This window comes from Pseudomonas sp. Z3-6 (assembly GCF_051131985.1).
GTDB classification, from domain to species: Bacteria; Pseudomonadota; Gammaproteobacteria; order Pseudomonadales; family Pseudomonadaceae; genus Aquipseudomonas; species Aquipseudomonas zanjanensis.
Genome location: NZ_CP071644.1, coordinates 3,144,821 through 3,171,787 on the forward strand (window position 1 = coordinate 3,144,821; position 26,967 = coordinate 3,171,787).

The 26,967-nt window shown below is 63.6% G+C and carries 24 protein-coding genes; 12 read left to right on the plus strand and 12 right to left on the minus strand.

Going from position 1 to position 26,967, the window contains the following annotated elements:
- Positions 1-8 precede the first annotated feature (8 nt).
- From J3P88_RS14265 to J3P88_RS14280, 4 genes are all read right to left on the minus strand, one after another.
- Entirely contained in the window at positions 9-1,307 is a 1,299-nt protein-coding gene (locus J3P88_RS14265; protein WP_434576014.1) for an MFS transporter, read from the minus strand.
- A gap of 85 nt (positions 1,308-1,392) precedes the next feature.
- Positions 1,393-2,373 carry a sugar kinase gene (locus tag J3P88_RS14270; protein ID WP_434576015.1) on the minus strand — a complete coding sequence of 327 codons (981 nt, stop codon included), beginning with the start codon at positions 2,371-2,373 and terminating at the stop codon, positions 1,393-1,395.
- On the minus strand, positions 2,366-3,148 hold the full coding sequence (locus J3P88_RS14275; RefSeq protein ID WP_434576017.1) for a sugar phosphate isomerase/epimerase family protein: 783 nt from the start codon (positions 3,146-3,148) through the stop codon (positions 2,366-2,368). The genes J3P88_RS14270 and J3P88_RS14275 overlap by 8 nt, the downstream gene beginning before the upstream one ends.
- A gap of 86 nt (positions 3,149-3,234) precedes the next feature.
- Positions 3,235-4,272 (minus strand): LacI family DNA-binding transcriptional regulator, encoded by a 1,038-nt coding sequence (locus J3P88_RS14280; protein WP_434576018.1) that lies wholly within the window; start codon positions 4,270-4,272, stop codon positions 3,235-3,237.
- Between the two features lie 233 nt (positions 4,273-4,505).
- Here J3P88_RS14280 and J3P88_RS14285 point away from each other — a divergent pair, with 233 nt between their 5' ends.
- Positions 4,506-6,659 (plus strand): WG repeat-containing protein, encoded by a 2,154-nt coding sequence (locus J3P88_RS14285; protein WP_434576020.1) that lies wholly within the window; start codon positions 4,506-4,508, stop codon positions 6,657-6,659.
- Between the two features lie 206 nt (positions 6,660-6,865).
- Here the strand turns inward: J3P88_RS14285 and J3P88_RS14290 are convergent, their stop codons facing one another.
- Positions 6,866-7,219 (minus strand): hypothetical protein, encoded by a 354-nt coding sequence (locus tag J3P88_RS14290; protein ID WP_434576022.1) that lies wholly within the window; start codon positions 7,217-7,219, stop codon positions 6,866-6,868.
- 429 nt (positions 7,220-7,648) lie between these two features.
- Here J3P88_RS14290 and J3P88_RS14295 point away from each other — a divergent pair, with 429 nt between their 5' ends.
- The gene (locus J3P88_RS14295) at positions 7,649-12,517 is read left to right on the plus strand and encodes an NAD-glutamate dehydrogenase (protein ID WP_434576024.1); all 4,869 of its coding nucleotides are present in this window, start codon (positions 7,649-7,651) and stop codon (positions 12,515-12,517) included.
- A 186-nt stretch (positions 12,518-12,703) separates the two neighbouring features.
- Here J3P88_RS14295 and J3P88_RS14300 read toward each other — a convergent pair whose 3' ends face one another.
- The 3 genes from J3P88_RS14300 to J3P88_RS14310 all read right to left on the minus strand — a co-directional run bounded on the left by J3P88_RS14300 (position 12,704) and on the right by J3P88_RS14310 (position 15,258).
- Entirely contained in the window at positions 12,704-13,108 is a 405-nt protein-coding gene (locus J3P88_RS14300; RefSeq protein ID WP_434576026.1) for a cupin domain-containing protein, read from the minus strand.
- A gap of 301 nt (positions 13,109-13,409) precedes the next feature.
- Positions 13,410-13,703: a putative quinol monooxygenase gene (locus tag J3P88_RS14305; RefSeq protein ID WP_122566412.1), complete on the minus strand. Its 294-nt coding sequence runs from the start codon at positions 13,701-13,703 to the stop codon at positions 13,410-13,412.
- A 121-nt stretch (positions 13,704-13,824) separates the two neighbouring features.
- Positions 13,825-15,258, minus strand: a complete 1,434-nt coding sequence (locus J3P88_RS14310; protein ID WP_434576028.1) for a PLP-dependent aminotransferase family protein — start codon at positions 15,256-15,258, stop codon at positions 13,825-13,827.
- A 195-nt stretch (positions 15,259-15,453) separates the two neighbouring features.
- On the opposite strand from J3P88_RS14310, the gene J3P88_RS14315 reads away from it, so the two are divergent.
- Positions 15,454-15,894, plus strand: coding sequence for a carboxymuconolactone decarboxylase family protein (locus J3P88_RS14315; RefSeq protein ID WP_186704905.1), 441 nt, complete (start codon positions 15,454-15,456; stop codon positions 15,892-15,894).
- A 136-nt stretch (positions 15,895-16,030) separates the two neighbouring features.
- Here J3P88_RS14315 and J3P88_RS14320 read toward each other — a convergent pair whose 3' ends face one another.
- Entirely contained in the window at positions 16,031-16,372 is a 342-nt protein-coding gene (locus tag J3P88_RS14320) for a hypothetical protein (protein ID WP_434576030.1), read from the minus strand.
- Between the two features lie 205 nt (positions 16,373-16,577).
- Here J3P88_RS14320 and J3P88_RS14325 point away from each other — a divergent pair, with 205 nt between their 5' ends.
- Genes J3P88_RS14325 through J3P88_RS14335 form a run of 3 tightly spaced genes read left to right on the plus strand, consistent with a single transcriptional unit; the run spans position 16,578 to position 18,731 of the window.
- Positions 16,578-17,210: a secretin and TonB N-terminal domain-containing protein gene (locus J3P88_RS14325; RefSeq protein WP_186704980.1), complete on the plus strand. Its 633-nt coding sequence runs from the start codon at positions 16,578-16,580 to the stop codon at positions 17,208-17,210.
- The gene (locus J3P88_RS14330) at positions 17,207-17,752 is read left to right on the plus strand and encodes a sigma-70 family RNA polymerase sigma factor (RefSeq protein WP_053119708.1); all 546 of its coding nucleotides are present in this window, start codon (positions 17,207-17,209) and stop codon (positions 17,750-17,752) included. Before J3P88_RS14325 ends, J3P88_RS14330 begins: the two co-directional genes overlap by 4 nt.
- Before the next feature lie 37 nt (positions 17,753-17,789).
- Positions 17,790-18,731 carry a FecR family protein gene (locus tag J3P88_RS14335; RefSeq protein ID WP_411387500.1) on the plus strand — a complete coding sequence of 314 codons (942 nt, stop codon included), beginning with the start codon at positions 17,790-17,792 and terminating at the stop codon, positions 18,729-18,731.
- A gap of 253 nt (positions 18,732-18,984) precedes the next feature.
- Here the strand turns inward: J3P88_RS14335 and J3P88_RS14340 are convergent, their stop codons facing one another.
- Entirely contained in the window at positions 18,985-19,596 is a 612-nt protein-coding gene (locus J3P88_RS14340; RefSeq protein WP_434576032.1) for a PulJ/GspJ family protein, read from the minus strand.
- Positions 19,593-20,045 carry a type II secretion system minor pseudopilin GspH gene (gene gspH, locus J3P88_RS14345; protein WP_186704908.1) on the minus strand — a complete coding sequence of 151 codons (453 nt, stop codon included), beginning with the start codon at positions 20,043-20,045 and terminating at the stop codon, positions 19,593-19,595. Before gspH ends, J3P88_RS14340 begins: the two co-directional genes overlap by 4 nt.
- 117 nt (positions 20,046-20,162) lie before the next feature.
- On the opposite strand from gspH, the gene J3P88_RS14350 reads away from it, so the two are divergent.
- The gene (locus J3P88_RS14350) at positions 20,163-20,606 is read left to right on the plus strand and encodes a type II secretion system protein N (protein ID WP_434576034.1); all 444 of its coding nucleotides are present in this window, start codon (positions 20,163-20,165) and stop codon (positions 20,604-20,606) included.
- A gap of 131 nt (positions 20,607-20,737) precedes the next feature.
- On the opposite strand, the gene gspI is transcribed toward J3P88_RS14350, so the two are convergent.
- Positions 20,738-21,112 carry a type II secretion system minor pseudopilin GspI gene (gene gspI, locus J3P88_RS14355; protein WP_434576036.1) on the minus strand — a complete coding sequence of 125 codons (375 nt, stop codon included), beginning with the start codon at positions 21,110-21,112 and terminating at the stop codon, positions 20,738-20,740.
- Positions 21,113-21,260: 148 nt separating this feature from the next.
- On the opposite strand from gspI, the gene gspG reads away from it, so the two are divergent.
- Genes gspG through gspD form a run of 5 tightly spaced genes read left to right on the plus strand, consistent with a single transcriptional unit; the run spans position 21,261 to position 26,799 of the window.
- On the plus strand, positions 21,261-21,710 hold the full coding sequence (gene gspG, locus J3P88_RS14360) for a type II secretion system major pseudopilin GspG (protein WP_186704911.1): 450 nt from the start codon (positions 21,261-21,263) through the stop codon (positions 21,708-21,710).
- Positions 21,711-21,718: 8 nt separating this feature from the next.
- Positions 21,719-22,705, plus strand: coding sequence for a type II secretion system minor pseudopilin GspK (gene gspK, locus J3P88_RS14365; RefSeq protein ID WP_434576038.1), 987 nt, complete (start codon positions 21,719-21,721; stop codon positions 22,703-22,705).
- On the plus strand, positions 22,702-23,874 hold the full coding sequence (gene gspL, locus J3P88_RS14370) for a type II secretion system protein GspL (protein WP_434576040.1): 1,173 nt from the start codon (positions 22,702-22,704) through the stop codon (positions 23,872-23,874). The genes gspK and gspL overlap by 4 nt, the downstream gene beginning before the upstream one ends.
- Positions 23,867-24,436 (plus strand): type II secretion system protein GspM, encoded by a 570-nt coding sequence (gene gspM, locus J3P88_RS14375; RefSeq protein WP_186704914.1) that lies wholly within the window; start codon positions 23,867-23,869, stop codon positions 24,434-24,436. Before gspL ends, gspM begins: the two co-directional genes overlap by 8 nt.
- On the plus strand, positions 24,433-26,799 hold the full coding sequence (gene gspD, locus J3P88_RS14380) for a type II secretion system secretin GspD (protein WP_434576042.1): 2,367 nt from the start codon (positions 24,433-24,435) through the stop codon (positions 26,797-26,799). Before gspM ends, gspD begins: the two co-directional genes overlap by 4 nt.
- Positions 26,800-26,967 lie beyond the last annotated feature (168 nt).

Consider the following 26,967-nt stretch of genomic DNA (forward strand, 5'->3'; position numbering starts at 1 on the left):
GTCTCGATTCAGGAACGGGCGGGCGCCGGGTTGGGCGTCGCGGGGTGGGAGACGGTCCGGTCGCTGGCGCCAGGCTTGAGGGCGAGGGTCAGGACCACCGACAGCAGCAACGCACCGCTCATCAGCAGGAAGGACATGCCGGGGGAGCCAGTGGTGCCGTTGAGGTAGCCCACCAGGTACGAGCCGCCGAACGAGCCCAGCGCGCCCATGCTGTTGATCAAGGCCATGGCACCGCCGGCGACATTGGCCGGGAGGATTTCCGGAACGATGGCGAAGAACGGCCCGTACGGCGCATACATGCAAGCGCCGGCAATCACCAGCAAGCCATAGGACCACCAGAAGTGCTCGGCCCCCAGCAGGTAGGAGGCGTAGAACGCGATGGAGGCGATCAGCAGCGGCGGCCAGACGAAACGCTTGCGCTTCTGCGCCTTGTCCGACGCCCAGGACACCACCAGCATGCCGATCACCGCCGCCAGGTACGGCAAGGACGACAGCCAGCCGGCCTCGACCATGTTCATCTGCAGGCCGGCCTTGAGGATCGACGGCAACCACAGCACAAACCCATAGACGCCGATGCTCCAGCAGAAAAATTGCAACGCCAGGATGATCACCTTGGGCGAGCGGAAGGCCTCGGCGTAGTTCTTCACTGCTTTGATGCCGACCTGTTCGGCCGCCAAGGCACTTTCCAGGTCGTGTTTTTCCTGGTCGTTGAGCCACTTGGCCTGGGCCGGGCGATCATCGGCCAGGCGCCACCAGACAAAGGCCCAGAGCACCGCCGGCAAACCTTCGATGATGAACATCCAACGCCAGTCGAATTGCTGCACCAGGTAACCCGAGACCACGGACATCCACAGCATGGTCACCGGGTTGCCAAGGATCAGGAAGGTATTGGCGCGCGACCGTTCGGCCCGAGTGAACCAGTGACACAGGTACACCAGCATCGCCGGCATTACTGCGGCCTCGACCACCCCAAGCATGAAGCGGATGACGATCAGCCAGTAGGCGTTGGAGACCATGCCCGTCAGGGTGGCCAGTGACCCCCAGAGGATCAGGCTGACGAAGATCAGCTTCTTCACGCTGTGCTTTTGCGCGTAGATCGCCCCGGGTATCTGGAAGAAAAAGTAGCCAAGGAAAAACAGTGCGCCCAGCAGCGACGATAGTCCTGGGGTGATCATGAGGTCCTCGGCCATGCCCGAGGCGGCGGCGAAGCCATAGTTGGCCCGGTCGAGGTAGGCCAGGCTGTAGGTGATGAACACGATGGGCATGATGTACCACCAGCGGCGGGTGGCGAGGTTGAGCGTTTGCATGTCATTGACTCCTGAGCTTGTTGTTTTTGTTGCAGCAGGTGCGTTTGTGGTGGCTTTATCGCGAGCAAGCTCGCTCCTACAGGGACTAACCCGAACCCATGTGGGAGCGAGCTTGCTCGCGATGGGCGGTTTCAAATTCAGCCAATAGCTCAAGGCGCGTCGGCAACCCCTCCATGTCCCCGCGGCTCTGCACCGCGCGGCTGCCAATCCAGTTGGCGCGCTGCACGGCCGCGGTGATGGCCTGGCCTTCGAGCAATGCGCTGATCAAGCCGACGGCGAAGCCATCCCCGGCGCCCACGGTGTCGATCACCTGGGTTACCGGCACGCCGGCAATGACGCCTTCGTCCAGCGGCGTGCGGTAATAAGCGCCGTCCGCGCCGAGCTTGATCACGACGATTTCGGCGCCTTGGTCCAGGTAGAACGCGGCGATGTCAGCCGGATCGTCGAAACCCGTCAGCAGCCGGCCTTCGCCGAGTCCCGGCAAGACCCAGTGGGCGAGGGCGGCGAGGCGATTGATTTCAGTGATCATCATCGACTCGCTGCGCCACAGGCTTGGCCTCAGGTTGGGGTCGAACGACAGGCTGCGGCCGGCCTCGCGCATACGGGTCATCAGCTCAAATGACATCTCGCGGGCCTTGTCCGACAGCGCCGGGACGATGCCAGTGGCGTGCAAGTGGCGGGCGTCAAGCAACGCCGGGGCGATGGAGTCGATGGACAGATGACTGGCCGCCGAACTGCGCCGGAAATACTCGACTTGCGGGTCGCTGCCATCAACCGTAAGGGATTTGAACTGGAAGCCGGTGGGGTGCTCCGGGTCGACCGCCACATGGCGACAATCCAAGCCTTCGTTCTCCAGCGTCTGCGTCACGAAGCGTCCCAGGGAATCGGCGCCGACCCGGCTTAGCCACGCGACCTTGAAGCCCAGTCGCGACAGCCCGATGGCCACGTTGCTGTCGGCCCCGGCGATACGCTTATGAAACTGGTCGACACTGGCCAAGTCACCGCGCTGATCCGCCACCAGCATCGCCATGGTTTCGCCGAACGACAACACATCGAATTCAGACATGGACAGGCTCCCGGCGCGATTGCCCGAGACGGGACAGGGTGGCGACATGGCGGGTGGTCAATTGCAGCAAGTCATCGCCTTGCAACGGATACTCGGCGGCGCGCATGACGCCGGCAGGCATGTGCTTGAGCAGTTGTTCCCACAGATGCAGATCGGTCATGGCCGGAGGCGCGGCGACGAGTTTGCCGTCGGCGCGCCGGGCCACGGCCTTGCAATGCACATAGGCCACATACCGTCCGAGTTGTCGGGCGGCCACGGCGGCCGATTGGTCCTGCCATTGCCAGTTGCCGATGTCGAAGGTCATGGCAACGGGCAACCCTTGGTATTCGACGGCGGTGAAGAACCGTTGCAACGGTTCGATCCGCCCGCCTTGCAAGGTCTGGTCGTTTTCCACCAATAACTGCACCGGGCTTGCGGAGAGCACCTGGGCCAATGCCGACAGGTCATTGGAGTCGGTGAAGTGACCGAGGGAGACTTTCAGCCAGGTCGAACCGAACGCCTCGGCGCGTTGCAGGGCGAGTGCCAGGGCAGGGTTGGGCATGGGCTGGCCGGCGAGCCACAGCTCCAGAGGCGACGAGAAGATACTGTGCAGGCCCCGGGCCCGGGCAGCGACGGCCAGTTCCGCAGGGTGTTCGGTGGTGAGCAATTCTTCGCGCCATTCGATGCGCGAAGCACCGGCGGCGGCCAGCAGATCGATGAAGCTGCCTTGGCCATGCTGGCGCACCAGGTCGGCGCCGTAGCTGGAAAGACTGATGGAGACGGGTGGGGTGTGCATTGTTGTTGTACCTCTGAAACCGGTTTCAGTTTTGTGCAAAAAAAGGTGGTTTGCTTTAGGGCCTCATCGCGAGCAGGCCCTCACCATCACCGACCATTCCCAAGCGTCGACCCACGCTCAATCAACCGCGCCGCAAAATCCAGGGTCCGCACCGGCCCGTTGTCACCCCGCAAGCGCTTGAGCAGGCATTCGAACGCGCTGGCGCCGATCTCCGCGGTCGGTTGGGCCAGGGCCGTGATGCCGCTGCCTACCAACGGGTACCAATCCAGGTCATCGAGGGCGAGCAGGCCCACATCGTCGAACAAGTGACAACCCAACTCGCGCAACACCGTCGTGGCGGCCAGGGCGGCAATGCCATTGGCGCAGAACAATGCCTTGGGGCCTGGGCCTGGGCCTGGGCCCGGCTGCGCAAGAAAGGTCTTGATGCGCGTGGTCAACTGATCGGAGGTTTCCACCACGGTGCCGGCCAGGGCAGGGCGCCGTTGGAGGCCGGCCTTGAAACTCTCGACCCGCTCGATCCGCGAGCTGGTGCCGTCGAACGGCTCGGTTACCAGCAACAGATCGCGGTAGCCCCGTTGTTCGAGGTGATCGAGGGCCATTTCGATGGCCGCCGGGTTGTCCAGCCCGACCAGGTCGCTGTCGAGCCGATCGACCTTGCGATCTACCAGCACCAGCGGCATTTCGCTGCGCAACTCGAACAGCTCGTCGCGGTGATGCCCCAGGGTGTTCACGATCAACCCTTCGATGTTGTAGGCGCGCAGCAGCGCCAGGTGCTGGCGTTCCTGCTCGTCATCGCGGTCGGTGTTGCACACCACCAGGCTGTAGCCATGGCGACGGCAGGCGGTTTCCACGCCATGCATCACGGCAATCGAATAAGGGTTGCGGATATCGGCCACCAGCATGCCGATCAGGCGTGTGCGCCCGCGCTTGAGGCCGCGGGCCATCTGGTTCGGCCGGTAGCCCAGTTCGTTGATGGCCTGCTCGATGCGCCGGGCGATGGCTTCGGAGAGCAGGGCACGGTCTTCGCCAATGAAACGCGAGACGCTGGCCTTGGAGACCCCGGCGCGTTCGGCAACGTCGAGCATGGTCACGCGGCTGCGCTGGGCGGCGGAGAAAGAATTCACGGATTGAAACCTGCTTATTGGATTTATTAGTGGCTCTGAAACCGGTTTCAGGAAACACCAGAACCCAATCAGTCGCCAAGAGCGAAATGTCAGAGGCACGACCGGCGGCTGTTTCACATCAGTCGCACGGTGACGCCGATTCATCAGCGCCGGGCCACCCGGCCGATTTGCAGCACGCCAGGCCGTGTGGTTAGCTGCCTGCCTTCCCCAGCCCTTTGACGACCGAACCCACCATGACCTTTACCCAGCCTCGTTTGAGATTGCTGTTGATACTGAGTGTGACCTTGTTGGTGGTGGGCTTTACGTCCTACATCCTGTTTCGCCACAGCGGCGCGCCAGCCGATGAAGGCTTCGCCGCCGAGCAATTGAACGAAGGGGGCATGGAAGACATCGGCACGTTGGCACTGCCGGAGGTGGAGAAACGCCTCAATTATTTGATCCAGGACACCGGTGAAACCCTCAGGTCCCTGGAGCGGGTCAGCGACGTGCAATTGAGCCTGACTGTCGAGACGACCGAGCCTGCCGGCGAACAGCCGTTGCAATACGAGCCGCTGTTCGTCCCGTTCACCAGCGCGCAACTGAAAGCTGAATTGGCGTCGATCCAGGACCTGCGTTTTGCTCAGAAACTGTTCGCCGACGGTTCCGAAGTGCGGCTCGATACCAGTCGCCTCGATCCTCTTTGGAAGCGCGCCGCCATGCCGGATGAGCCGACGGCCGAGCAGTATTTGCCGCAGCGCTTGGTTTTTCGCGATGGCAGCGAAAAAACTTTCGCCGAGCTCAAGGCGCCGCCCAAGGTCGAGTCCGACGACATGATCGCATCCCATGACGCCTTCGCACTTGCGGTGAACAAACCGCTGGCGAGTCTCGGCTTGACAGTCGCTTACCGCAGCTATCCGGCGTTCAGGAAAGTGGTGCTGGACAAGGACCAGCCGAAGGTGACCCTGGACGACGGCCAGTCCTTCCAGCTCACGGCCCTGGGTGATGGCAGCGCTTCCGTGCGCTTGAGTACGCTGAAATTGTCGACCTTCGTGGTGCAAGGGCTGGACGATGGAGGCAGGGCGCTCTACAGCAACGGGAACAGCTCCCGGGCGTTCCCCTCCGAGGGCGATATCGCGGCATTGCAGGACTATTACAACGCGCTGCTGCAGACCAAGGACGACCTCGAGCAGCTCAAGACCGGCCAAGCGGTGCAACAGCAACTGGAGCGCGTGACCGAGGCGCTGGTCGCTCAGGCGGGGCCGTTGCAGAACACCGAGGTCGACTACCGATTCGAGGCCACCCCGCAACGCATCGTCATCCATGTACTCGATCCGATGGAAGACAACCGCGTTGAGTTCACCCAGGTCGACAACGTCCTGGCAGCCCAAGCACGGTACATCGCCCAGGACCGCAAGGCCGAGCGCTATGGCTTCATCGACCAGGCCGGCCAATGGTTGATCAAACCCCGTTGGGTGCAGGTGCAAGACAGCCCGGTGGCCGATACCTACACGTTGTTTTACCCGGAGAAGTCCAGCGACCCGGAATCGGAGTGGCAGGCGTTGCGCAGCCAGCTCGCCTATTTCCCCGCCGGTAGCAACAAGCTCGTCGACCTGCCGTTCGAACACATCACCGAGGCGCTGAGCAATGGCCTGCTGTTGGTGGAGCGTGAAACCAACGGCCCTTATGGGCTCTACGATGCCAGGCATCATCGGTTTGTGTTGCCGATGAAATTCGTCAACCCCACCGTGACCGATAACCTGTTCATCGCCCGTCTCGGCAAGCGAACTGATCTCATGGAAGGCCTGTACGGCGCTTATACCCTGGACGGCAAGGAGATCCTGCCGACGCAATTCTCGGGCCTCGAGCACAGCGCGGGTCTGCTCTACGCCAGCTCGGCCGATCGGAGTCGTGAGGATGTTTTCGACCTGGAAGGCAAACGGATCAACCTCCCAGGTTACAACGTGATAGGCCGGTTTGTGGGGCAGCAGCCGCTGTTGGTGCAGGACACCAAAAGCAGGAAGTTCGCCTTTATCGATCGCCAGGGCGCGCGGCTACCGATCAAGTTGCCTTATGACGAAGTGACGCCGTTTTCCAACGGCATGGCGGTGGTCGGGCGCGATGACAGCTACGGTGCCATCGACATGGCGGGCCGCTTGCAAGTGCCACTGGATTACCAGCAGATCAACGCGTTCCAGACCCGTTATGCAGCGGCCATCCGGGCGGGTGGGGGGACCTCGCTGGTCTTGATCAGCCAGGACAACAAGGTGATCAAGGCGCTGGGGTCCTACACCAGCATGAAGGTGCCGGATAACGGCAATGAGGCCCGTTACTATGTGAGGGACCCGAAGAACGATGACGAGTATCTGGTCTATGACGCCGATGGCAATCTCGTGAAGAAAGACGAATAACCGCTGGTGCACTGAACCTGTGGCGAGGGAGCTTGCTCCCGCTCGACTGCGCAGCAGTCGCAAGGCGGCCTATGTAGCTTGCCCATCACATCGCAGCGCCTGGTTTTGGGGTTGCTGCGCAACCCAGCGGGAGCAAGCTCCCTCGCCACGGGGTGCCTTTGGATCAGGGGTGGCTGATGCCACAGGAGCGTGTTCGTGTCCGGATCTCAGAGCTGGCTTATATAGGTCCCCGTCCCCTTGAGGATGTTCTGCAACGTCAGTTCCACTTCCGCCAGGTCCGCCGCACCGGTGCCGTGGATGATCTCCAGCACATCGTCGCCATTCAACGCATCGGCATCCGCCGGGGCAATCTCAATCAGCAGGCGGGTCGGGCTGAGCGTGACCCTGACGCCGTCCAGGGTCGAAGGCTCTCCATCCAAGGCGATTTCCAGTTCGTCTTCGTCGGGGTAGCGCGTCATCAGGAACATTTCGCCCTGGGCGCTGTGGCAGCAGAGCATGGCCATGTTGTCTTCTTCGTCGTCGCACGGGTTGGCGATCAGAAGGGCGGTGGTCATTTGCATGGTGATGCTCCAGGATCGAGTGCACCGACGGGGTGCAAAAAGTGGATTTTGCCAGCCTGAAGGATTTTCTGCTGGTTTACCGCCTCGGGGTGCCGTTTGGTCCCCAGCCTGCTAGGGTTGTTCGGTGCGCACCGGCTGTTTAGCTAGCCGATGACCGAATATGTCGCAGCGCTGCAAGCAGGCAGGATGTCGCACTCGTTAAGCTGCGCAACGGATGTGCACCTGCAAAGTCCACCCCGGGGTGATTTTTGCAGGTGTCCATGACATGAAATTACATGGAAAAGGATGTGACCTGCCGGTCCTGTCCAGCTTCACCCACCTGTCATCCTGTTTCCTCTGCCCGAGAATCAGGAACGGGATGGCCGACGGCCCCGAAAGGGGTTGCACGCGACGCTACCATCAATAACAAGCCCAAGCGGAGTACCACAGATGGCGTTCTTCACCGCAGCCAGCAAAGCCGACTTCCAGCACCAACTGCAAGCGGCACTGGCGCAGCACATCAGTGAACAGGCACTGCCACAAGTGGCGCTGTTCGCTGAACAATTCTTCGGCATCATTTCCCTCGATGAACTTACCCAGCGTCGGTTGTCCGACCTCGCCGGCTGCACCCTGTCTGCCTGGCGCCTGCTTGAGCGCTTCGACCACACGCAACCGCAGGTGCGCGTCTACAACCCCGATTACGAACGCCACGGCTGGCAGTCGACCCACACGGCCGTGGAAGTGTTGCACCACGACCTGCCGTTCCTGGTGGACTCGGTCCGCACCGAGCTGAACCGTCGCGGCTACAGCATCCATACCCTGCAAACCACCGTCCTGAGCGTGCGTCGCGGCAGCAAGGGCGAGTTGCTGGAGATCCTGCCGAAGGGCACCCAGGGCGACGACGTGCTGCAAGAGTCGCTGATGTACTTGGAAATCGACCGCTGCGCCAACGCCGCCGAACTCAACGTCCTGAGCAAGGAACTTGAGCAAGTGCTGGGCGAAGTGCGCGTGGCCGTGGCCGATTTCGAACCGATGAAAGCCAAGGTCCAGGAAATCCTCGACAGCCTGGACAGCAGCGCCTACGCCATCGACGCTGATGAAAAGAGCGAGATCAAGAGCTTCCTGGAATGGCTGGTGGGTAACCACTTCACCTTCCTGGGCTACGAAGAGTTCGTGGTGCGCGACGAGGCCGATGGCGGCCACATCGAGTACAACCCCGATTCGTTCCTCGGCCTGACCAAGTTGCTGCGCGCCGGCCTGACCGCCGAGGACCTGCGCATCGAAGACTACGCCGTCAACTACCTGCGCGAACCGACGCCGCTGTCGTTCGCCAAGGCCGCGCACCCGAGCCGCGTGCACCGTCCGGCCTACCCGGACTACGTGTCGATCCGTGAAATCGACGCCAACGGCAAGGTCATCAAGGAATGCCGCTTCATGGGCCTGTACACCTCTTCGGTGTATGGCGAGAGCGTGCGGGTCATCCCGTACATCCGCCGCAAGGTCGCGGAAATCGAGCGTCGCTCGGGCTTCCAGGCCAAGGCGCACCTGGGCAAGGAACTGGCCCAGGTGGTCGAAGTGCTGCCTCGCGACGACCTGTTCCAGACCCCGGTGGACGAGCTGTTCAGCACCGTCATGTCCATCGTGCAGATCCAGGAACGCAACAAGATTCGTGTGTTCCTGCGCAAAGACCCGTACGGCCGTTTCTGCTACTGCCTGGCCTACGTGCCGCGTGATATCTACTCCACCGAAGTGCGCCAGAAGATCCAGCAAGTGCTGATGGATCGCCTGAAGGCCTCGGACTGCGAGTTCTGGACCTTCTTCTCCGAGTCCGTACTGGCCCGCGTGCAGTTGATCCTGCGGGTGGACCCGAAGAACCGCATCGACATCGACCCGTTGCTGCTGGAAAAAGAAGTCGTGCAGGCCTGCCGCAGCTGGAAGGACGACTACGCCAGCCTGGTCATCGAGAGTTTCGGTGAAGCCCAGGGCACCAACGTGCTGTCGGACTTCCCGAAAGGCTTCCCGGCCGGCTACCGCGAGCGCTTTGCCGCGCACTCGGCCGTGGTCGACATGCAGCACCTGCTGAGCCTGAACGAAAAGAATCCGCTGGTGATGAGCTTCTACCAGCCGCTGGGCCAGGTTTCCGGCCAGCGCGAGCTGCACTGCAAGCTGTATCACGCCGACACGCCGCTGGCGCTGTCCGACGTGCTGCCGATCCTGGAAAACCTCGGCCTGCGCGTGCTGGGTGAATTCCCGTACCGCCTGCGCCACACCAACGGCCGCGAATTCTGGATTCATGATTTCGCCTTCACCGCCGCCGAAGGCCTGGACCTCGACATCCAGCAACTCAACGACACCTTGCAGGACGCCTTCGTCCACATCGTGCGTGGCGATGCCGAGAACGATGCGTTCAACCGCCTGGTGCTGACCGCCGGCCTGCCATGGCGCGACGTGGCATTGCTGCGTGCCTACGCTCGTTACCTGAAGCAGATCCGCCTGGGCTTCGACCTGGGTTACATCGCCAGCACCCTGAACAACCACACCGACATCGCGCGCGAGTTGACCCGGTTGTTCAAGACCCGCTTCTATCTGGCGCGCAAGCTCAGCGGCGATGACCTGGAAGACAAGCAGCTGCGCCTGGAGCAAGCGATCCTCTCGGCCCTCGACGAGGTGCAGGTACTCAACGAAGACCGCATCCTGCGTCGTTACCTGGACCTGATCAAGGCGACCCTGCGGACCAACTTCTACCAGACCGACGCCAACGGCCAGAACAAGTCCTACTTCAGCTTCAAGTTCAACCCGCACTTGATCCCGGAACTGCCGAAGCCGGTGCCGAAGTTCGAAATCTTCGTCTACTCGCCACGGGTCGAAGGCGTGCACCTGCGCTTCGGCAACGTTGCCCGCGGTGGCCTGCGCTGGTCCGACCGTGAAGAAGACTACCGCACCGAAGTGCTCGGCCTGGTAAAAGCCCAGCAAGTGAAGAACTCGGTGATCGTGCCGGTGGGCGCCAAGGGCGGCTTCCTGCCGCGTCGCCTGCCACTGGGCGGCAGCCGGGACGAGATCGCGGCCGAGGGCATCGCCTGCTACCGCATCTTCATCTCGGGCCTGTTGGACATCACCGACAACCTGAAGGACGGCGCGCTGGTACCGCCGGCCAACGTCGTGCGCCATGACGACGATGACCCGTACCTGGTGGTGGCGGCGGACAAGGGCACTGCGACCTTCTCCGACATCGCCAACGGCATCGCCATCGACTACGGCTTCTGGCTCGGCGATGCGTTCGCCTCCGGCGGTTCGGCCGGCTACGACCACAAGAAAATGGGCATCACCGCCAAGGGCGCGTGGGTCGGTGTGCAACGTCACTTCCGCGAGCGCGGCATCAACGTCCAGGAAGACAGCATCACCGTGGTGGGCGTCGGCGACATGGCCGGCGACGTGTTCGGCAACGGCTTGTTGATGTCCGACAAGCTGCAACTGGTCGCGGCCTTCAACCACCTGCACATCTTCATCGACCCGAACCCTACGCCTGCCAGCAGCTTTGCCGAGCGCAAGCGCCTGTTCGACCTGCCGCGTTCGGCCTGGACCGACTACGACGCCAGCATCATGTCCGAAGGCGGCGGTATCTTCTCGCGCAGCGCGAAGAGCATCGCGATTTCGCCACAGATGAAAGAGCGCTTCGACATCAAGGCCGACAAACTGACCCCGACCGAACTGCTGAACGCCTTGCTCAAGGCGCCGGTGGACCTGTTGTGGAACGGCGGTATCGGTACCTACGTCAAGGCCAGCAGCGAAAGCCACGCCGATGTCGGCGACAAGGCCAACGACGCGCTGCGCGTGAACGGCAACGAACTGCGCTGCAAGGTCGTGGGCGAGGGCGGCAACCTGGGCATGACCCAACTGGGTCGCGTCGAGTTCGGCCTCAATGGCGGCGGTTCCAACACCGACTTCATCGACAACGCCGGTGGCGTGGACTGCTCCGACCACGAAGTGAACATCAAGATCCTGCTCAACGAAGTGGTGCAGGCCGGCGACATGACCGACAAGCAACGCAACCAGTTGCTGGCGAGCATGACCGACGAAGTCGGTGGCCTGGTGTTGGGCAACAACTACAAGCAGACCCAGGCCCTGTCCCTGGCGGCACGCCGCGCCTTCGTGCGGATCGCCGAATACAAGCGCCTGATGAACGATCTGGAAGCCCGGGGCAAGCTGGACCGTGCCATCGAGTTCCTGCCGACGGAAGAGCAACTGGCCGAACGTGTCGCGGCGGGCCATGGCCTGACCCGTGCCGAACTGTCGGTGCTGATCTCCTACAGCAAGATCGACCTCAAGGAAGCGCTGCTCAACTCCCTGGTGCCGGACGATGACTACCTGACCCGTGACATGGAGACGGCTTTCCCGCCAACGCTGGTGAGCAAGTTCTCCGAAGCCATGCGTCGTCACCGCCTGAAACGCGAGATCGTCAGCACCCAGATCGCCAACGACCTGGTCAACCACATGGGCATCACCTTCGTCCAGCGGTTGAAAGAATCGACGGGCATGAGCCCGGCGAACGTGGCCGGTGCCTATGTGATCGTTCGGGACATCTTCCATCTCCCGCACTGGTTCCGTCAGATTGAAGCCTTGGACCACCAGGTCTCGGCCGACGTGCAACTGGAGCTGATGGACGAGCTGATGCGTCTGGGCCGTCGCGCCACGCGCTGGTTCCTGCGCAGCCGCCGCAACGAGCAGAACGCTGCCCGTGACGTCGCTCACTTCGGTCCGCACCTGGCCGCGTTGGGCCTCAAGCTCGACGAACTGCTGGAAGGTCCGACCCGCGAAGGCTGGCAGACCCGCTACCAGGCCTACGTGGCCGCCGGCGTGCCGGAGCTGCTGGCGCGCATGGTTGCCGGCACGACGCACCTGTACACCTTGCTGCCGATCATCGAGGCGGCTGACGTCACCGGTCAGAACGCCGCCGACGTGGCCAAGGCTTACTTCGCCGTGGGCAGCGCCCTGGACATCACCTGGTACCTGCAACAGATCAGCGCACTGCCGGTGGAAAACAACTGGCAGGCACTGGCCCGTGAAGCGTTCCGTGATGATGTCGACTGGCAACAGCGGGCAATCACCATCTCGGTCCTGCAAGAGGGCGATGGCGCCCAGGACGTGGAAACGCGCCTGGCACTGTGGCTGGAGCAGCACCGCGAGATGGTCGAGCGCTGGCGCGCCATGCTGGTGGACATCCGTGCTGCCAGCGGTACCGACTATGCCATGTACGCGGTCGCCAACCGCGAGCTGCTGGACGTGGCAATGAGTGGTCAGGCGGTCGTGACGGCCAACTGATCCGACGTTGAATGAAAAAGCCCCGCATTGAGAGATGCGGGGCTTTTTTTGTTTTTAAGATCCACTGTGGGCCCCTGTGGGAGCGGGCTTGCTCGCGAAAGCGGTGGGTCAGTCAACAACGCTTAGACAGGGAAACCGCTTTCGCGAGCAAGCCCGCTCCCACAAGGGGGACTGCGTCTAGGCGAGTTAGTTTTTCAACGGAATCAACACCGCCTCATCCTCGCCCATCACCATGAACACCAGCAATTTAGCCGGTTGGCTCGCGCTGGCGTTTTTCGACACCAGGTGCTCGGAACCCGCCGCTTCATACCAGAATTCCCCGGCTTTGTAGGTCTTCGCCGCCTCGCCCTTGACCTGGGAAGTGATGGCGCCTTCGAGTACATAGGCCATGGCCGTGCCCTCGTGCTTGTGGGCAATGGACGCTTGGCCGGGGGCGTAGTTGACGGTCAGCATCATGGTTTTTTTACCTGGAACATTTTTCAGCATTTGCTCCTGCAGCACCGTGACCTTCTCCGAAGGCGCGGCTTCGTGGGCGTAGGCCTGGGTAATGGGCAGCAGGCTGAGGGCGGCGAGCAGACAGAGTGTTTTCATGGGGATGGCCTATTTGGTTTCGAGTGATTTCGCGCTGGCGCGGCGATGGACTCACCCTAAGCCCCGAGGCGGGGCAAGCAAACGTCCAATCTTTCGGAAGGTGGGTAGACCAATTGGCTGGGTCGATGAAGCCATTGGCCGATGGAGCTTTTGTGGCGAGGGAGCTTGCTCCCGCTGGGTGGCGAAGCCGCCCCAACACAGGCGGCGCATTCAATCAGAGTCTTGCGTCTGCTGCGCAGCCGAGCGGGAGCAAGCTCCCTCGCCACAGGGTGAAGTGCTTGGCAGGAATAGATTCGTGGTCTCAGACAATCGGAAAACTATTGAAATCCACGCTTCGAGCCAGGCGGTTGTCGATCAGGCTGATGAAACCTTGCACTTCCGGGCAGTTGAAGTGGGCTTGCATGGCCGCTTCCGATTGCCAGCGGGCACTGACGTTCCAGCGGTCGCCATCGTCGGGGCAACGGTCGACCAGATAGGCATCGCAGCCGGGCAGGGCGCGCAAGGTCTCGACGATTTGCTGCAATTGCCGGCCCAGTTCTTCCGAGCGACCGGCGGCGGCTTGCACCTGTACGGTATTGATCACTTGGCGAGACATTGTTCAGGCTCCTGAATCAAGTCGGACGGTGGTTATTCACGATCAATGACACCCGTGCAGGATAGGCCTGGCGGCGCAAGGCTCAAACAGCCAATGGGCGGATAAATGCCCAGTCCAATTCTCAAGCCACCTGCTGCAGAATGTCGCGCAAGCGGTCCAGGGCGACATCGATGTCCAGGGTTTCGATCGCACCGAAACCGAAGAACAGGCCCGGTCGCACAGGCACGTCGTTGAAAAACCCCTCGAGGCTGTAGAGCCCGACCTCGGCTTTTTTCGCCAGCTCGATCACCAGCGCCAGGTCCATCGGCACCTTGCACAACACCGCCATATGAAAGCCCGCGGTGGTCGGCACGGCCTCGAACCAGGGCGACAAGTCCCCGGCCATGCGCGCCAGGATCCGCTCGCGGCGCCCGGCATACAGGGTGTGGCAGCGGCGGATGTGCTTGAGCAGGCAGCCTTCGGCGATGAATTTCGCCAACGCCCACTGGGGCAGGGTGGAGGTGTGCTGGTCGGTGAGGCGCTTGGCCAGGATCACCGCTTCAAGGATCGCCGGCGGCAGGATCGCATAACCGAGTCGCAGCTCCGGCAACAGGGTCTTGGAGAAGGTGCCGACGTACGCCACGATCCCGCGTTCATCCAGGCTCTGCAACGAATCGGCGGGCCGCCCTTCGTAGCGGAATTCGCTGTCGTAGTCGTCTTCGATGATGATCGCCCCCAACTCATAGGCCCGCGCCAGCAACGCCTCGCGACGGGCCTGGCTCATGGGCATGCCCAGGGGAAACTGGTGAGAGGGCGTCACGTAGATCAACCGCGTGCCGTCGGGGATCAGGTCCACCCGCAGGCCTTGATCGTCCACCGGCACCCCGGCCACCGTGGCGCCCTGGGAGCCAAACAGCAACCGCGCCGGCGGATAGCCGGGGTCTTCCATGGCCACCAGGCTGCCGGGACGGGTCAACACCCGCGAGATCAAGTCCAGGGCTTGCTGCGCGCCGTTGCACACCACGACGTCTTCGTCCTGGCAACTGACCCCGCGGGAAAACGCGATATGCCGGGCAATGGCATTGCGCAGCGCCGGCAGGCCTTCGGGCTGGCTGTAGAAGCCCTTGGCGCTGGCGATCTGGCGCAGCGCGTGGGCGGTGCAGCGCCGCCAGTCGTCCAGCGGAAACTGCCCTTTGCCGGTGGCGCCACCAATGAAGTCGTAGCGCAACGCACCTTCGAGGGTGGGATGGCGCATCAGGTCGGGCATGGTGCGCCAGGCCTCGACGACATCGGCACCGGCCAGTTCGCGGTGGCTTTGCTTGCGTACCACTTTGGCGGGCCGCGCATTGACGTAGGTGCCTTTGCCGATAATGCCAGTGAGGAAGTTTTCGTAGGTCAGTTGGGCGTAGGTGTCGGAAACGGTCTTGCGCGAAACACCCAGTTGCTCGGCCAGCAGGCGACTGGGCGGCAGCTGGGTGCCGGCGGCCAGGCGGCCGCTCTCGATGGCACTGCGCAATTGTTGATACAACTGGCCCGACAGGTCCTTGCGGCCGTTGATGACAACATGAAGTTCCATACCCGCAAGCTCCTGGGCGATTGTTCGGCGGCCAGCGTCAAAAGCGCAAGATTACCCGCATTGTGCGATTGCGTTGAAGTTGCGTGGGGAAAATCCCGTCGATTGGACTTGTCTCCGGTTTTTTCGCCGAATTGGACCTGTCATTGACCGACCCCAGGGCCTACCGTGGAACGCTCGAACGCCACGGAGCCCGCCATGAGCCCGCGTCTGGATTACTACGCTGCATCCCCCGGGGCGATGAGGGCCATGATCGGCCTGGAAGCCCTGACCAGTCGCCTGAGTATCGAACCGGCGCTGCTGCACCTGATAAAGATCCGCGCTTCGCAACTCAATGGCTGCGCCTTCTGCACCGACATGCATTCGGTGGAGGCGCGACGCCAGGGCGAGACCGAACGGCGGCTCTACGCGGTGGCGGTATGGCGCGACAGCGGTTTCTTCACGGCCCGCGAACGGGCCGGCCTGGCCTGGACCGAGGCGGTGACGCTGTTGGCGCAAAGCCAAGTCCCCGACGACGTCTACGCCCAGGCCCGGGCCTGCTTCAGCGAGGAGGAACTGGTGGACCTGACCCTGGCGATCAGCACCATCAACAGCTGGAACCGGCTGGCGGTGAGTTTTCGCCAGAGCCCGGGTGGCTGACTATCTGGATCAGGCTCTGAAGTGATCCCTGTGGCGAGGGAGCTTGCTCCCGCTCGGTTGCGCAGCGACCGCAAAATCTTGGGGCCGCTTCGCAGCCCAGCGGGAGCAAGCTCCCTCGCCACAAAAAGCAGTGTCGTTATTTGGGCAGCGGTGAGGTGTTGGCCGGCACCGGCGGCCGCTGGGGCTTGACCGAGGTGCCAAACGTATTGCCCATGCGCACCCCCGTGGCCGCCGGGGTCGCCAGGCCGACGCTGTTCGGCGCGCGTTCGTTGACTGGCACGTTCATGGTCTCCTGGGCCCGTTGCGCTGCGGTTGCGGCCTCGGGGTCATTACCCATCTGCCGGCTCAGGCAGTTGTAGTCGGGCGTCTTGTAGCCACCGACGGTCACCTCGATACAGCCCGGGGCTTCTTCGCCCTGGGCCCAGGGCATGGCCAAGAGCAACCCGAGGCCTGCCGCCATTTTCGTCCACTGTTTCATCACCGACCTCCTGGTCCGCCATGCAAGACGGTTCGTTGTCAGGGCATCAGTCTAGTGCGGCCTGGAGGATTTGTATCAGTTGTCATACGACATTCATAAACACCCCTCAGGATGACGATTTTCAACGGATACGTCAGTCGTGCAGCAGGGCAGAGCCGAGGGCGGACGAGGACGTGGATTGACCGGGGCGCCCTTGGGGTGGCTGGTGGTGTTGCTGTGTCTGCTGAGTGCGCCGGCCCAGGCAGTCGACTGGGTAGAGCTGGACATCGCGCCCCAGGAATTGACCACGGCGCTGGAACAGTTCAGTCGTTTTACCGGCATGGCCGTGCTGGTTGACCAGCAGCTATCGGACCAGCGCCATACGCTGGGCGTGCGGGGGCGGTTCACGCCTTCCGAAGGGTTGCGGGTGTTGCTCAGCGGCACCGGGCTGGCGGCGCATTATGCCCGGGCGGATGCGTTTACGTTGCAGCCGGTGCGGGTCCGCGAGGTGCCGTTGCCTGCCGGCGTAACCCCGGGCTTGGGCGACAGCAATTACGCAGCCGCCATCCAGACGGTCATACAGCGCAATTTATGTGGTTCACCGTTGACCCGCCCGGGCAGTTTCCGGGCGGTGCTGCAAATGTGGATCGGCCGGGACGGCGTGGTCCAGCACAGCCGCCTGGTCAGTTCCACGGGCGACCTGATGCGGGACAAGGCCTTGGTCGATAGCTTGCAGAACCTCAGGATCGACCGCCCGGCGCCCAGTTCGCTGCGCCAGCCGGTGACCCTGCTTTTGTTACCCGACTCATCAGGAAGAAGCATGGAATGCACAACAGGGGAAGGGGTGCCCGGGCGATGAAAGACATCGGCCGCAGCCCGTTGGTGAAGCTGTTCCTCACCTCCTATGAGGATTTCCGGGTGCGCTTGCGCCGGCGCCTGGGTTCCGAGGAGCTGGCCAACGACGTGCTGCATGAAACCTACCTACGGGTCGATCGGATGGTCGACACGTCGGACATCGCCCAGCCCAATGCCTATTTGTATCGCATGGCCCTGAACATTGCCGCTGACCGTCGGCAGGCCGATGCACGCTTGCTCACGGGGGATGAAATCGAGGAGTTGCTGCAGGTCTCGGATGAAGCGTTGGACCCGGCACGGGTGGTGGGTGGGCAGAAGGAGTTGCAGACGTTGCTCAAGGCCTTGTACGAACTGCCGGCGCGGCGTCGCAGGATTTTCATCGCCGCCCGCCTGGAAGAAGCGCCGCACTTGGAAATCTCCCAGCGCTTCGGTATCTCCACCCGTATGGTGGAGAAGGAAATCAAGGCGGCGCTGGGGCATTGCGCCCTGCGCCTGGAAAGAAAAGTTATTCAGCGGTTCGGTCCCGGCGCGGGAAAACCGTCTTGAGAGTAGAGACCCGACCCTTTCATGAGTGTGTGTGCGCTTGAACATCTTCAGCATCGCTTCCCCTGACGCCACGCCCCAGGCCCGATTGGCCAGCGAGGCCCGAGATTGGCTGATCCTGCTGACCTCGGGACGTGCCACCGTGGCCGATGCCAGGGCCTTGCGCCAATGGTGCGGGCAAAGCCCCGAGCATGCGCGGGCTTTTGAGCAGGCCAAGGCACTGTGGCAGGGGCTGCAACCCGCCGCCACCGCATTGCAGGCGCCCCGGCATTTCGGCCGGCGGGCGTTGTTGGGTGGGGCAATCGCTGCATCGGCGGCGTTCCTGTTGATCCGCGCCACGGTGCCCGGCGGTGTCTCCGGGCTGGGGGCCGACTACGTCACCGACGTCGGCGAACAGCGCCGGGTGGAACTGGCCGAGGGCGTCAGCCTGGAACTCAATACCCAGACTCGCCTCAGTCACCGTTCGCTGGCCGATGGCGGGCAAGGGTTGGAATTGCTCAGTGGCGAGATTGAAGTGCAGGGGCACAGTGCCCAGGTGGTCAGCGTCCAGGCCGGCGCCGGTTGGATCAGCGCCGCCCGGGCACGCTTCAACATCCGCTACACCGACCAGAGCGTCTGCGCGACTTGCCTGGAGGGCGTGGTGCAGGTCGAGGTGCAAGGCCAGCGGTTTCGTTTGGAGCCGGGCATGCAGTTGACCTACGACCCGCGCCAGGTGGGCACTCCCGAGCGTGCCGATGTGTCGGCGGCCGTTGCCTGGCGTGAGCAGGTCTTGGTTTTCAACGATGCGACCCTGGCCAGCGTCATCGATGAAATCAACCGCTATCGCCCCGGCATGTTGCTGCTGCTCAACCGCGAGCTGGGCCAGCGCAAGGTCCAGGCACGCTTTCGCCTCGACCAACTGGCGGGCGTGGCGCTGTTGATCCGCGATGCCTACGGCGCCAAATGTACCGAATTGCCGGGTGGGGTGGTGGTGCTGAGCTGAGCCTCGCGGTGCCTGGGCGAGCCTCATCGCGAGCAAGCCCGCTCCCACAGTGGATTTGTGTTGTGCCCAAATCTTGGGTTCATTCAATAACCCTGTGGGAGCGGGCTTGCTCGCGAAGGCGGCATCACAGTCGACATTGATGTCGAGCCTACAGGCCTCTTCGCGAGCAAGCCCGACATTGATGTCGAGCCTACAGGCCTCTTCGCGAGCAAGCCCGCTCCCACAAGGACCAGTGCTAGGGTCCAATAACTACCTACTCCAGCGGTCCAAGCACCTGTCGATAGATTTCAGCCCCCTGAGGCGTCTGGCGAGTCAGGCTGATCTCGATGCCCGCGGGGTTTTCCTGGCGGTTGCCGCTGAGTTTGCGCCAGCCTTTTTCCGTGTCCCAGTACCGCAGCCCGGCGTCGCTGACGTCGCTGAGCACCGCCACGCCCGGGCCGGGTGCGGGCAGGGGGTAGCGATTGCGGGCCTGGCCTTGGGCGCGGTAAAGCGTGTCGCCCTTGAGCCACCAGCGCACCCGTTGCAACTCGCCTTCCTGGGCCGCCGCCACGCGGATCACATCCAGGCGAAAGCCCCGGCCCTCGGTGCTGCGCACGGTGAAGGCGGGTGGGGCGGTGGAGGGCTCGTCGTCGACGCCGGGTTTGACCGGTTCACTCAGCTCGATGCTGGCGCGCAGGTCGACGTCGCGCTCCAGTTGATTCAAGACCCGCAGCAACGCTTCGGTCTGTTCGGTGCTGGCCTGCAAATGGCTGTCGGCCCGAGTCACGCTGTCCAGCCCGCGCCAGGCGATCAGGCTGACCACCGCCATCAGCAGGATCGCCACCATCACTTCCAGCAAGGTGAAGCCGGTCTCCCGCGCGCTCATTGGAGTTGCACCCGCCCGGCGGCACTGCGTTGCACGGTGAGACTGTTCTGGCCGTCCGACAAACGGATCTGCAAGGGTTCGCCGATCCATTCGGCATTCAGCACGACCCGCTGCCTGGGCTCCACGCGAACCTCCATCGACGGGCTCTGCCAGCGCCGACGACGCAGTTGCGGGTCGTCCTCGAAGCGATCGGCCCCAGTGCCTTGATCCGCGCGGCGACTGAAGCCAAAGCCCTTGGCGTCCCAGCGCCAGGTAATCGGCCGCCCGTCGGTTCGGGCTTCGGTCTGGGCCAGTTGCAACAGCTGCACCAGTCGTTCGCCATCCTGGCGTAGCAATTTCAACGGGTCCGGCTTGATGCTCAGGCTTACGGCGGCGCTGGCGATGCCGACAATCACCAGCACGACCATCAGTTCGATCAGGGTGAAACCGCGTTGCTTGCCGAGGTTCATGGGCGCTCCTTTGCGTGAGCCTCATCCTGCACGGCGAAGATGATAAGGATGTGAAATAAAACGGAGAGAATTGCCGCGTACGCTGCAAGCTGGAATCAAGACAAGGAGATTCAGGCCATGGCGTTCATCGAGCGTGTATCCCCGGCGCAAATCGTCCAGGTCGTGGGCTTGTTGGCGGCGTTGGCCGGGGTGGCGACCTGGTCGTCGCTGCTGCTCACGTCGGCCGAGTCGCGCACGCCGGACGTCGCCCCGCAACGCATGGCCGAGCGTTCCGATAACCCGGCGCTGCAATGGTTCTCCAACCAACCGGCACCGGTGGACATCAAGGTCAGCGGCGTGATGGCCGGCAGCCACGCTTCCGTGGCGATCCTCAGCCTCAACGACGGACCGCCGCGCAGTTTCCTGGTGGGTGAGCGCGTGGCCCAAGGGGTACGCTTGGTGGCGATCGAGGCGCAGGCGGTGGTCATCGAACGCGGCAACGAACAGACCCGACTGGTCCTGGCGCGGTTGCCGGATTCAGTGAGTTTGCCCTCGCTGACCCACTCCGAAAACCAGCGCTGACCTGTGGCGAGGGAGCTTGCTCCCGCTCGGTTGCGTAGCGACCGCAGGATCTTGGGGCCGCTTCGCCCGAGGCGTCGGACCGGCCCAGCGGGAGCAAGCTCCCTCGCCACAGGGGATCGCATTGCCTCTCCTTATTTCTCCCGGCTGACCAACGTCTCCAATCGAGCCAACGGCGGTGCTTCACGCGTGCGGTCCGACACGCTCAGTTCAACCCGCAGCAACCGACCGTTTTCCGCCGGCCGCAGGGTCTGTTCGCAGCGCAGCCGCAAGCGCCCCTGGTCGCACTCGAACACTTTCGAGCCCGGGGCAAAACCGCCTTCCAGACGCAGTTGTGCCAGTTGGCTGCGGGCGGTGAGCAGGGCGATGGATTTGTCTCGCAGCAAGCCGCTGCTCTGGGTCATCACGGCGGCCACGCGCACGGCGGCCGACATGGCCACGGCGATGATCGCCAGGGCCACCAGCACTTCGATCAGGGTGAAGCCGGCTTGCGGAGCAGGGCGTGGCATGACACGGGCTCTAGAGCGAGGGCAGCCTTCAAGGCTAGCCGGCGTTCGTGACCGATTGACGACGCAAGCTCCTGAGCAATTTCAATATCACTGACATATTTTCTTGCAACACTGCGCCTCGAATCGAATCCAGCGAAGGACCGTCGAGATGCAGATTGCCCGTTACAACGCCCGTTCCCAAGGCCCTCGTGGGCAGTTGGGTTTCACCCTGATCGAAATCATGGTCGTGGTGGTGATCCTCGGCATCCTGGCGGCGATGGTGGTGCCCAAGGTGCTTGACCGTCCCGACCAGGCGCGGGCAACGGCGGCGAAACAGGACATTGGCGGCCTGATGCAAGCCTTGAAGTTGTACCGCCTGGACCACGGCAGTTACCCGAACATGAACCAGGGCCTCAAGGTGCTGGTGGAGAAACCGGCCGATGCGAAAAACGGCACCTGGCGCTCCTACCTCGAACGCCTGCCCAATGATCCGTGGGGACGCCCTTACAACTACCTCAACCCCGGTGCCAACGGTGAAGTCGATATATTTTCCCTGGGGGCCGACGGCCAGCCTGACGGCGACGGCGTGAATGCCGACATTGGCTCCTGGCAGTTATAAGGGCCGTGATGCGAACGGATTCGCCCCTCGCGGCGAAGCAGCGCGGCATGGCGGTGATCAGTGCCTTGCTGATCGCCGCTGTGGTGGCGGTGATCGCCGGGGGCATGTTGACCCGCCAGACCCTGTTCACCCGCAGCCTGGAAGCGGAGCAGTTGCGCGTCCAGGGTACGGCGCGCTTGCAGGGCGGTTTGCAACTGGGTCGCCAACTGCTCTGGGACGCTCGTCAGCGCGATCCCCTGACGCGTTTCGGCCAACCTTGGGCGAAACCCATCGTGATGCCGGGTTCGGATCAAATCGACACGCCGTTCGAAGGCCAGTTGGAAGACGAACAAGGCAAGTTCAACCTGCGCAACCTCGTCGCCAATGAGCGCGTGGACGAGGAACAAGTGCAAGCGTTCGAACGCCTGTGCCAGCAGTTGGGTGTGGCCGCGACGGTCCGTACGCGCATCGTCGAACGGGTGGTCGAGGCGTATCCGCGCTTGTTGAATCCGCAGCGGTCGGACCAGGCACCACAGGGCAATACCTTCGACAGCGGCCGCGAAACGTCGCCGTTGGCCGCCAACAAGCCGCTTTCACCAACGCGCCCGATGCTGCGCACCTTGCAAGACTTGCGCAGCGTCAAGGGCGTCACCCCTCGGTTGCTGGACACCCTGGCGCCGTACGTGACGATCTTGCCGGCCAACACCTGGATCAACGGCAACACCGCCAGCGCCCCGGTGTTGGCCGCCTACGTGCCGGGGCTGTCGCTGCAACGGGCCGAGGCGCTGGTCAGGGAACGCGACGGTGGCCATTGGTTTATCAACCGCGGGGACTTCGTCAATCGCCTGCGCATGCCCGAATTGGACACCGCCAACGTCAAGGTCGGTATCACCAGCGACTGGTTTCGCCTGAGGGGCCAGGCGCGCAGTGGTCAGCGCCGGGTCGAACTGGAGGCGTTGCTGCAACGCAGCGAGGACCGCTTGCCCCAGGTGATCTGGTCAAGGGTGGGCGTATGACCCGCTTGCGCATTGGCCTGGCGCCGCTGGGCAGCCTGGATCTCGACAGTGTGGTGGCGTTTGCCTGGCTGGATCGCCAGGGCCAGGTCCGCGAGCAAGGCCAAAGCAGCCTGCGGGCGTTGGGCCAGGGCAGTAAAAATCTATCAGTGGAATGCTTCCTTCATCCCCGCGACAGCTTGCTGACCCGCCTGGAGTTGCCGCTGTTGCCGGCGGCCAAGATCACCGCAGCGGTGACGTGCGCGGCCCAGGCCTTGATGCTCGGTGCCAGCGAACAGATGCAGGTGGCCCACGGTCCGCGTGACGTCGACGGGCAGGTGCAGATCGCCTGGCTGGACCGTGAATCCCTCGCCCACCTGGGGCGGCTGGTGCAGCAGGCCGGTTTGAAGCTAAGTGGCCTCTACCCGGCGGCCTACGCCTTGCCGGTGCTGCCGGGGCCGGTGGCCTGTATCGAGGACGATCATCTGCTGGTGCGCCATGGCCTGCAGCACGCCGTGGTGCAACCGTTGCAGGAGGAGGCGCTGGACGAGTGGCTCCTGGAAATGGGGAGCGGGCTGCATTGGGTGGGCAAAGTTCCACCGCAATCTTCCCTCGACCCCTTGGCTGACAGCCAACGCTGGATTGGCCCTGCGCCGGGTTGGGGCTTGCATGCCGGCCTTTCCCGCAGCGCGGCCGAGCGCGGTGGTTGGGGGCGGGCGGCGGCAATCTGCGCGATAGCGCTGGCGGTGTGGGTGGTCGGGCTGAACCTCTACGCCGCCCGCGAAGCGGCCCAGGGCCAACGGCTCAAGGCGCAGATGAGCCAGCGAGTGAAGCAGGCGTTTCCCGAATTGCCGGTGATTCTCAACCCGCTGCAGCAGGCGCGCCAGCAAATCGCAGCGCGCCAGAGCGGCGCGGCGACTGACCCGGCCCAACGCTTTGCCAGCCTGGTGCAGCAGGCGGGCAGCGCCATGCCGTTCATGAGCGGCAATGTCCAGGCGCTGGCGTTCGAGAACGGTGAGTTGCGCCTGAATGTCGTGGCCGAGGCGCAGAAGCCCGCCGCCGACGATGATTGGAAAATCCCCCTGGCCCAGGCCGGCATCGACATCGCCGCCGTCGACCAGGGCTGGGTCCTACGCGTGGCTCCAGCGGGCCAGGACGCCCCCGACGAAACCCCGGAAGCCGACGATGAATAAGCACTCCCTGGCCCTGGCGCGGGTCCGTTGGCAAACCTTTCGCACGCAATTGCGCACGTTCTGGCAGGGGCTTGCCGCCCGCGAACAAGCCGCCGTGGCCCTGGCTGCGCTGGTGCTGGGTGGCTGTCTGGTCTGGCTCGCACTGATCCAGCCGCCGCTGAAGACCATCGCCTATTGGCAAGCCGAAACCCCGAAGCTGCGCTCACAGACCGAAGCCCTTGAGGTGCTGTTGCGTGACGTCGCGGGGCCTGCCCAAGACCAGCCCCTCGAAGCCGCCTTGCGCCAGAGCCTGGACGCCAGCGGCTTGAGCCAGCACTACCAATTGCAAATGTCCGAGGGCCCCGGTGCCTGGCAGCTTACGTTCGACCAGGCCCCGGCGGAGGCGGTCATCAGTTGGCTGCTGGGTAACCCACGGCAATTCTCCCTGGAGGTGATCGAGGCTCGTTTGCAGCGTTCCGTCCCGGCCAATACCGACACCCTCGACAACCACGACAACAGCGCCGGCACCTTGTCCGGAACCGTTCGTATGGATCAGGCGCACAGCGCTAAGGAAGCTTCATGAAAGGGGCCCGATACCCACGTCATTGGCGCAAGGCTGCACCGCTGTTGTTGCTGGCGTTGAGTGCCTGCAACAGCACGCCGCCCGCGTCGCAGCCACCGTTGCTGGTGGACAGCGAACTGGGGATTCCGTTGGGAAGTACCCAGCGCAGCGGCGATGCATTGCTCGATCGCCAGCGGGCCCAGGACGGGCGTGAACGCAAGCCGGCAGTGCGGCATCAAGTCGACCTCACCGCCCGTGCCCGAGAGCCGCGCGGCAATGCGTCGGCGCGCACGCCCCTGGGGGATCAACCGGTGACGCTGAATTTCGTCGAGGCGGACATCCAGGCGGTGGTGCGGGCCTTGTCCCGTTCCACCGGCCAACAGTTCCTGGTGGACCCGCGGGTCAAGGGCAACCTGACGCTGGTCTCCGAGGGCCAGGTCCCGGCCCACCAGGCCTACGACATGCTGCTGGCCGCGCTGCGCATGCAAGGTTTCAGCGTGGTCGACGTCGGCGGCGTGGCCCAGGTGGTGCCGGAGGCGGATGCCAAGCTGCTGGGTGGGCCGATCTACAGCGCCGACAAACCGGCCGGCAACGGCATGCTGACCCGCACCTTCCGCCTGCAATACGAAAACGCCGTGAACCTGATCCCGGTGCTGCGCCCGATCGTGTCGCCGAACAACCCGATCAATGCCTACCCGGGCAATAACACCATTGTCGTCACCGATTACGCCGAGAACCTGTCGCGGGTGGCGCAGCTCATCGAAGGCATCGACACCCCAAGCGCCATCGACACCGACGTGGTGCCCATCCACAACGGCATCGCCGTCGACATCGCGCAAATGGTCTCTGACCTGCTGGAAACCCAGGGCGGCGACCAGACCCAGAAGATCAACGTGATCGGCGACCCGCGCTCCAATTCCATCATCATTCGCGCCGGCAGCCCCGAGCGCACGGAGCTGGCGCGCAACCTGATCTACAAACTCGACAACGCCCAGAACAACCCGAGCAACCTGCACGTGGTGTACCTGCGCAACGCCCAGGCCGGCAAACTGGCCCAGGCCCTGCGCGGCTTGCTCACCGGGGAAAGCGAAGGCGAGGGCAACGACAACTCGCGCTCGGTGCTCAGCGGCATGGGCGCCAGCACCAACGGCCAGGGCGGGCAGGGCAGCAGTGGCGACGGCACCAGCAGCACCACCAGCGGCAGTGTGTCGAGCAGCGGCAATGGCTACGCCCAGGGCAGCAACGGTTCCCCCAGCACGACGTCGACGAACAGTGAGCAGGGCACCGCCTTCAGCGCCGGCGGCGTGACCATCCAGGCCGACGCCACCACCAACACCTTGCTGATCTCCGCGCCGGACCCGCTGTACCGCAACCTGCGGGAAGTCATCGACCTGCTGGACCAGCGTCGCGCCCAAGTGGTGATCGAGAGCCTGATCGTCGAGGTCGGCGAGGACGACGCCAGCGAATTCGGTGTGCAATGGCAGACCGGCAACCTTGGCGGCAGTGGCGTGATCGGCGGGGTCAATCTCGGCGGCACGGGGCTCAACCTCAATGGCAAGACCAGCATCGACGTGTTGCCCCAGGGCCTGAACCTGGGCTTGGTCAACGGCACCGTGGACATTCCCGGCATCGGCAAGATCCTCGACCTCAAGGTCCTGGCCCGGGCCTTGAAGAGCAAGGGCGGCACCAACGTGCTGTCGACGCCGAACCTGCTGACCCTGGACAACGAAGCGGCGAGCATTTTCGTGGGCCAGACCATTCCGTTCGTCAGCGGCAGCTATGTCACCGGCGGGGGCGGTACCAGCAACAACCCGTTCCAGACCGTGACCCGTGAAGAGGTGGGCTTGAAGCTCAACGTCCGGCCGCAGATTTCCGAAGGCGGGACGGTCAAGCTCGATATCTATCAGGAAGTCAGCAGCGTCGACAACCGCGCTTCGAGTACCACGGGCATCGTCACCAACAAGCGCGCCATCGACACCAGCATCCTGCTCGACGACGGGCAGATCATGGTCCTGGGCGGGCTGCTGCAGGATGGTTACAGCCAGAGCAACGACGCGGTGCCTTGGCTGTCGACGATTCCCGGGATCGGCGCGCTGTTTCGCAACGAACGGCGGCAGGTCACCAAGACCAACCTGATGGTGTTCCTGCGGCCCTATATCATCCGCGACACGGCGGCGGGGCGCGGCATCACCCTCAATCGCTACGACTTCATGCGCCGCGCCCAGGGCCTGTTGCAACCGGAGCGCAGCTGGGCACTGCCGGACGTCCAGGCGCCGCAACTGCCGGCCTCGGCCCGGGCGATTCCGGGCGCCGCGCCGGTGAGCTTGCAAACGCCCAGGGCGGTGATCAAGGCGGTGCCGGCAACGGAGCCGGTAGGACAATGAGCACCGTGGCGAGGGAGCTTGCTCCCGCTGGGCTGCGCAGCAGACCCGAAACCTGGCGCCTCGGTGCGTCAGGCAGATCGCATTCAACCTGTTTGGGGTCGCTTCGCAACCCAGCGGGAGCAAGCTCCCTCGCCACAGGAGCCATGTCAGTCAGAGAGGAGGTGTCGG

Coding starts and splice junctions, on each gene's coding strand:
- J3P88_RS14265 (WP_434576014.1), bottom strand. CDS start 1,307: ATGCAAACGCTCAACCTCGCCACCCGCCGCTGGTGGTACATCATGCCC.
- J3P88_RS14270 (WP_434576015.1), bottom strand. CDS start 2,373: ATGTCTGAATTCGATGTGTTGTCGTTCGGCGAAACCATGGCGATGCTG.
- J3P88_RS14275 (WP_434576017.1), bottom strand. CDS start 3,148: ATGCACACCCCACCCGTCTCCATCAGTCTTTCCAGCTACGGCGCCGAC.
- J3P88_RS14285 (WP_434576020.1), top strand. CDS start 4,506: ATGACCTTTACCCAGCCTCGTTTGAGATTGCTGTTGATACTGAGTGTG.
- J3P88_RS14290 (WP_434576022.1), bottom strand. CDS start 7,219: ATGCAAATGACCACCGCCCTTCTGATCGCCAACCCGTGCGACGACGAA.
- J3P88_RS14295 (WP_434576024.1), top strand. CDS start 7,649: ATGGCGTTCTTCACCGCAGCCAGCAAAGCCGACTTCCAGCACCAACTG.
- J3P88_RS14300 (WP_434576026.1), bottom strand. CDS start 13,108: ATGAAAACACTCTGTCTGCTCGCCGCCCTCAGCCTGCTGCCCATTACC.
- J3P88_RS14305 (WP_122566412.1), bottom strand. CDS start 13,703: ATGTCTCGCCAAGTGATCAATACCGTACAGGTGCAAGCCGCCGCCGGT.
- J3P88_RS14310 (WP_434576028.1), bottom strand. CDS start 15,258: ATGGAACTTCATGTTGTCATCAACGGCCGCAAGGACCTGTCGGGCCAG.
- J3P88_RS14315 (WP_186704905.1), top strand. CDS start 15,454: ATGAGCCCGCGTCTGGATTACTACGCTGCATCCCCCGGGGCGATGAGG.
- J3P88_RS14320 (WP_434576030.1), bottom strand. CDS start 16,372: ATGAAACAGTGGACGAAAATGGCGGCAGGCCTCGGGTTGCTCTTGGCC.
- J3P88_RS14330 (WP_053119708.1), top strand. CDS start 17,207: ATGAAAGACATCGGCCGCAGCCCGTTGGTGAAGCTGTTCCTCACCTCC.
- J3P88_RS14340 (WP_434576032.1), bottom strand. CDS start 19,596: ATGAGCGCGCGGGAGACCGGCTTCACCTTGCTGGAAGTGATGGTGGCG.
- gspH (WP_186704908.1), bottom strand. CDS start 20,045: ATGAACCTCGGCAAGCAACGCGGTTTCACCCTGATCGAACTGATGGTC.
- J3P88_RS14350 (WP_434576034.1), top strand. CDS start 20,163: ATGGCGTTCATCGAGCGTGTATCCCCGGCGCAAATCGTCCAGGTCGTG.
- gspI (WP_434576036.1), bottom strand. CDS start 21,112: ATGCCACGCCCTGCTCCGCAAGCCGGCTTCACCCTGATCGAAGTGCTG.
- gspG (WP_186704911.1), top strand. CDS start 21,261: ATGCAGATTGCCCGTTACAACGCCCGTTCCCAAGGCCCTCGTGGGCAG.
- gspK (WP_434576038.1), top strand. CDS start 21,719: ATGCGAACGGATTCGCCCCTCGCGGCGAAGCAGCGCGGCATGGCGGTG.
- gspL (WP_434576040.1), top strand. CDS start 22,702: ATGACCCGCTTGCGCATTGGCCTGGCGCCGCTGGGCAGCCTGGATCTC.
- gspM (WP_186704914.1), top strand. CDS start 23,867: ATGAATAAGCACTCCCTGGCCCTGGCGCGGGTCCGTTGGCAAACCTTT.
- gspD (WP_434576042.1), top strand. CDS start 24,433: ATGAAAGGGGCCCGATACCCACGTCATTGGCGCAAGGCTGCACCGCTG.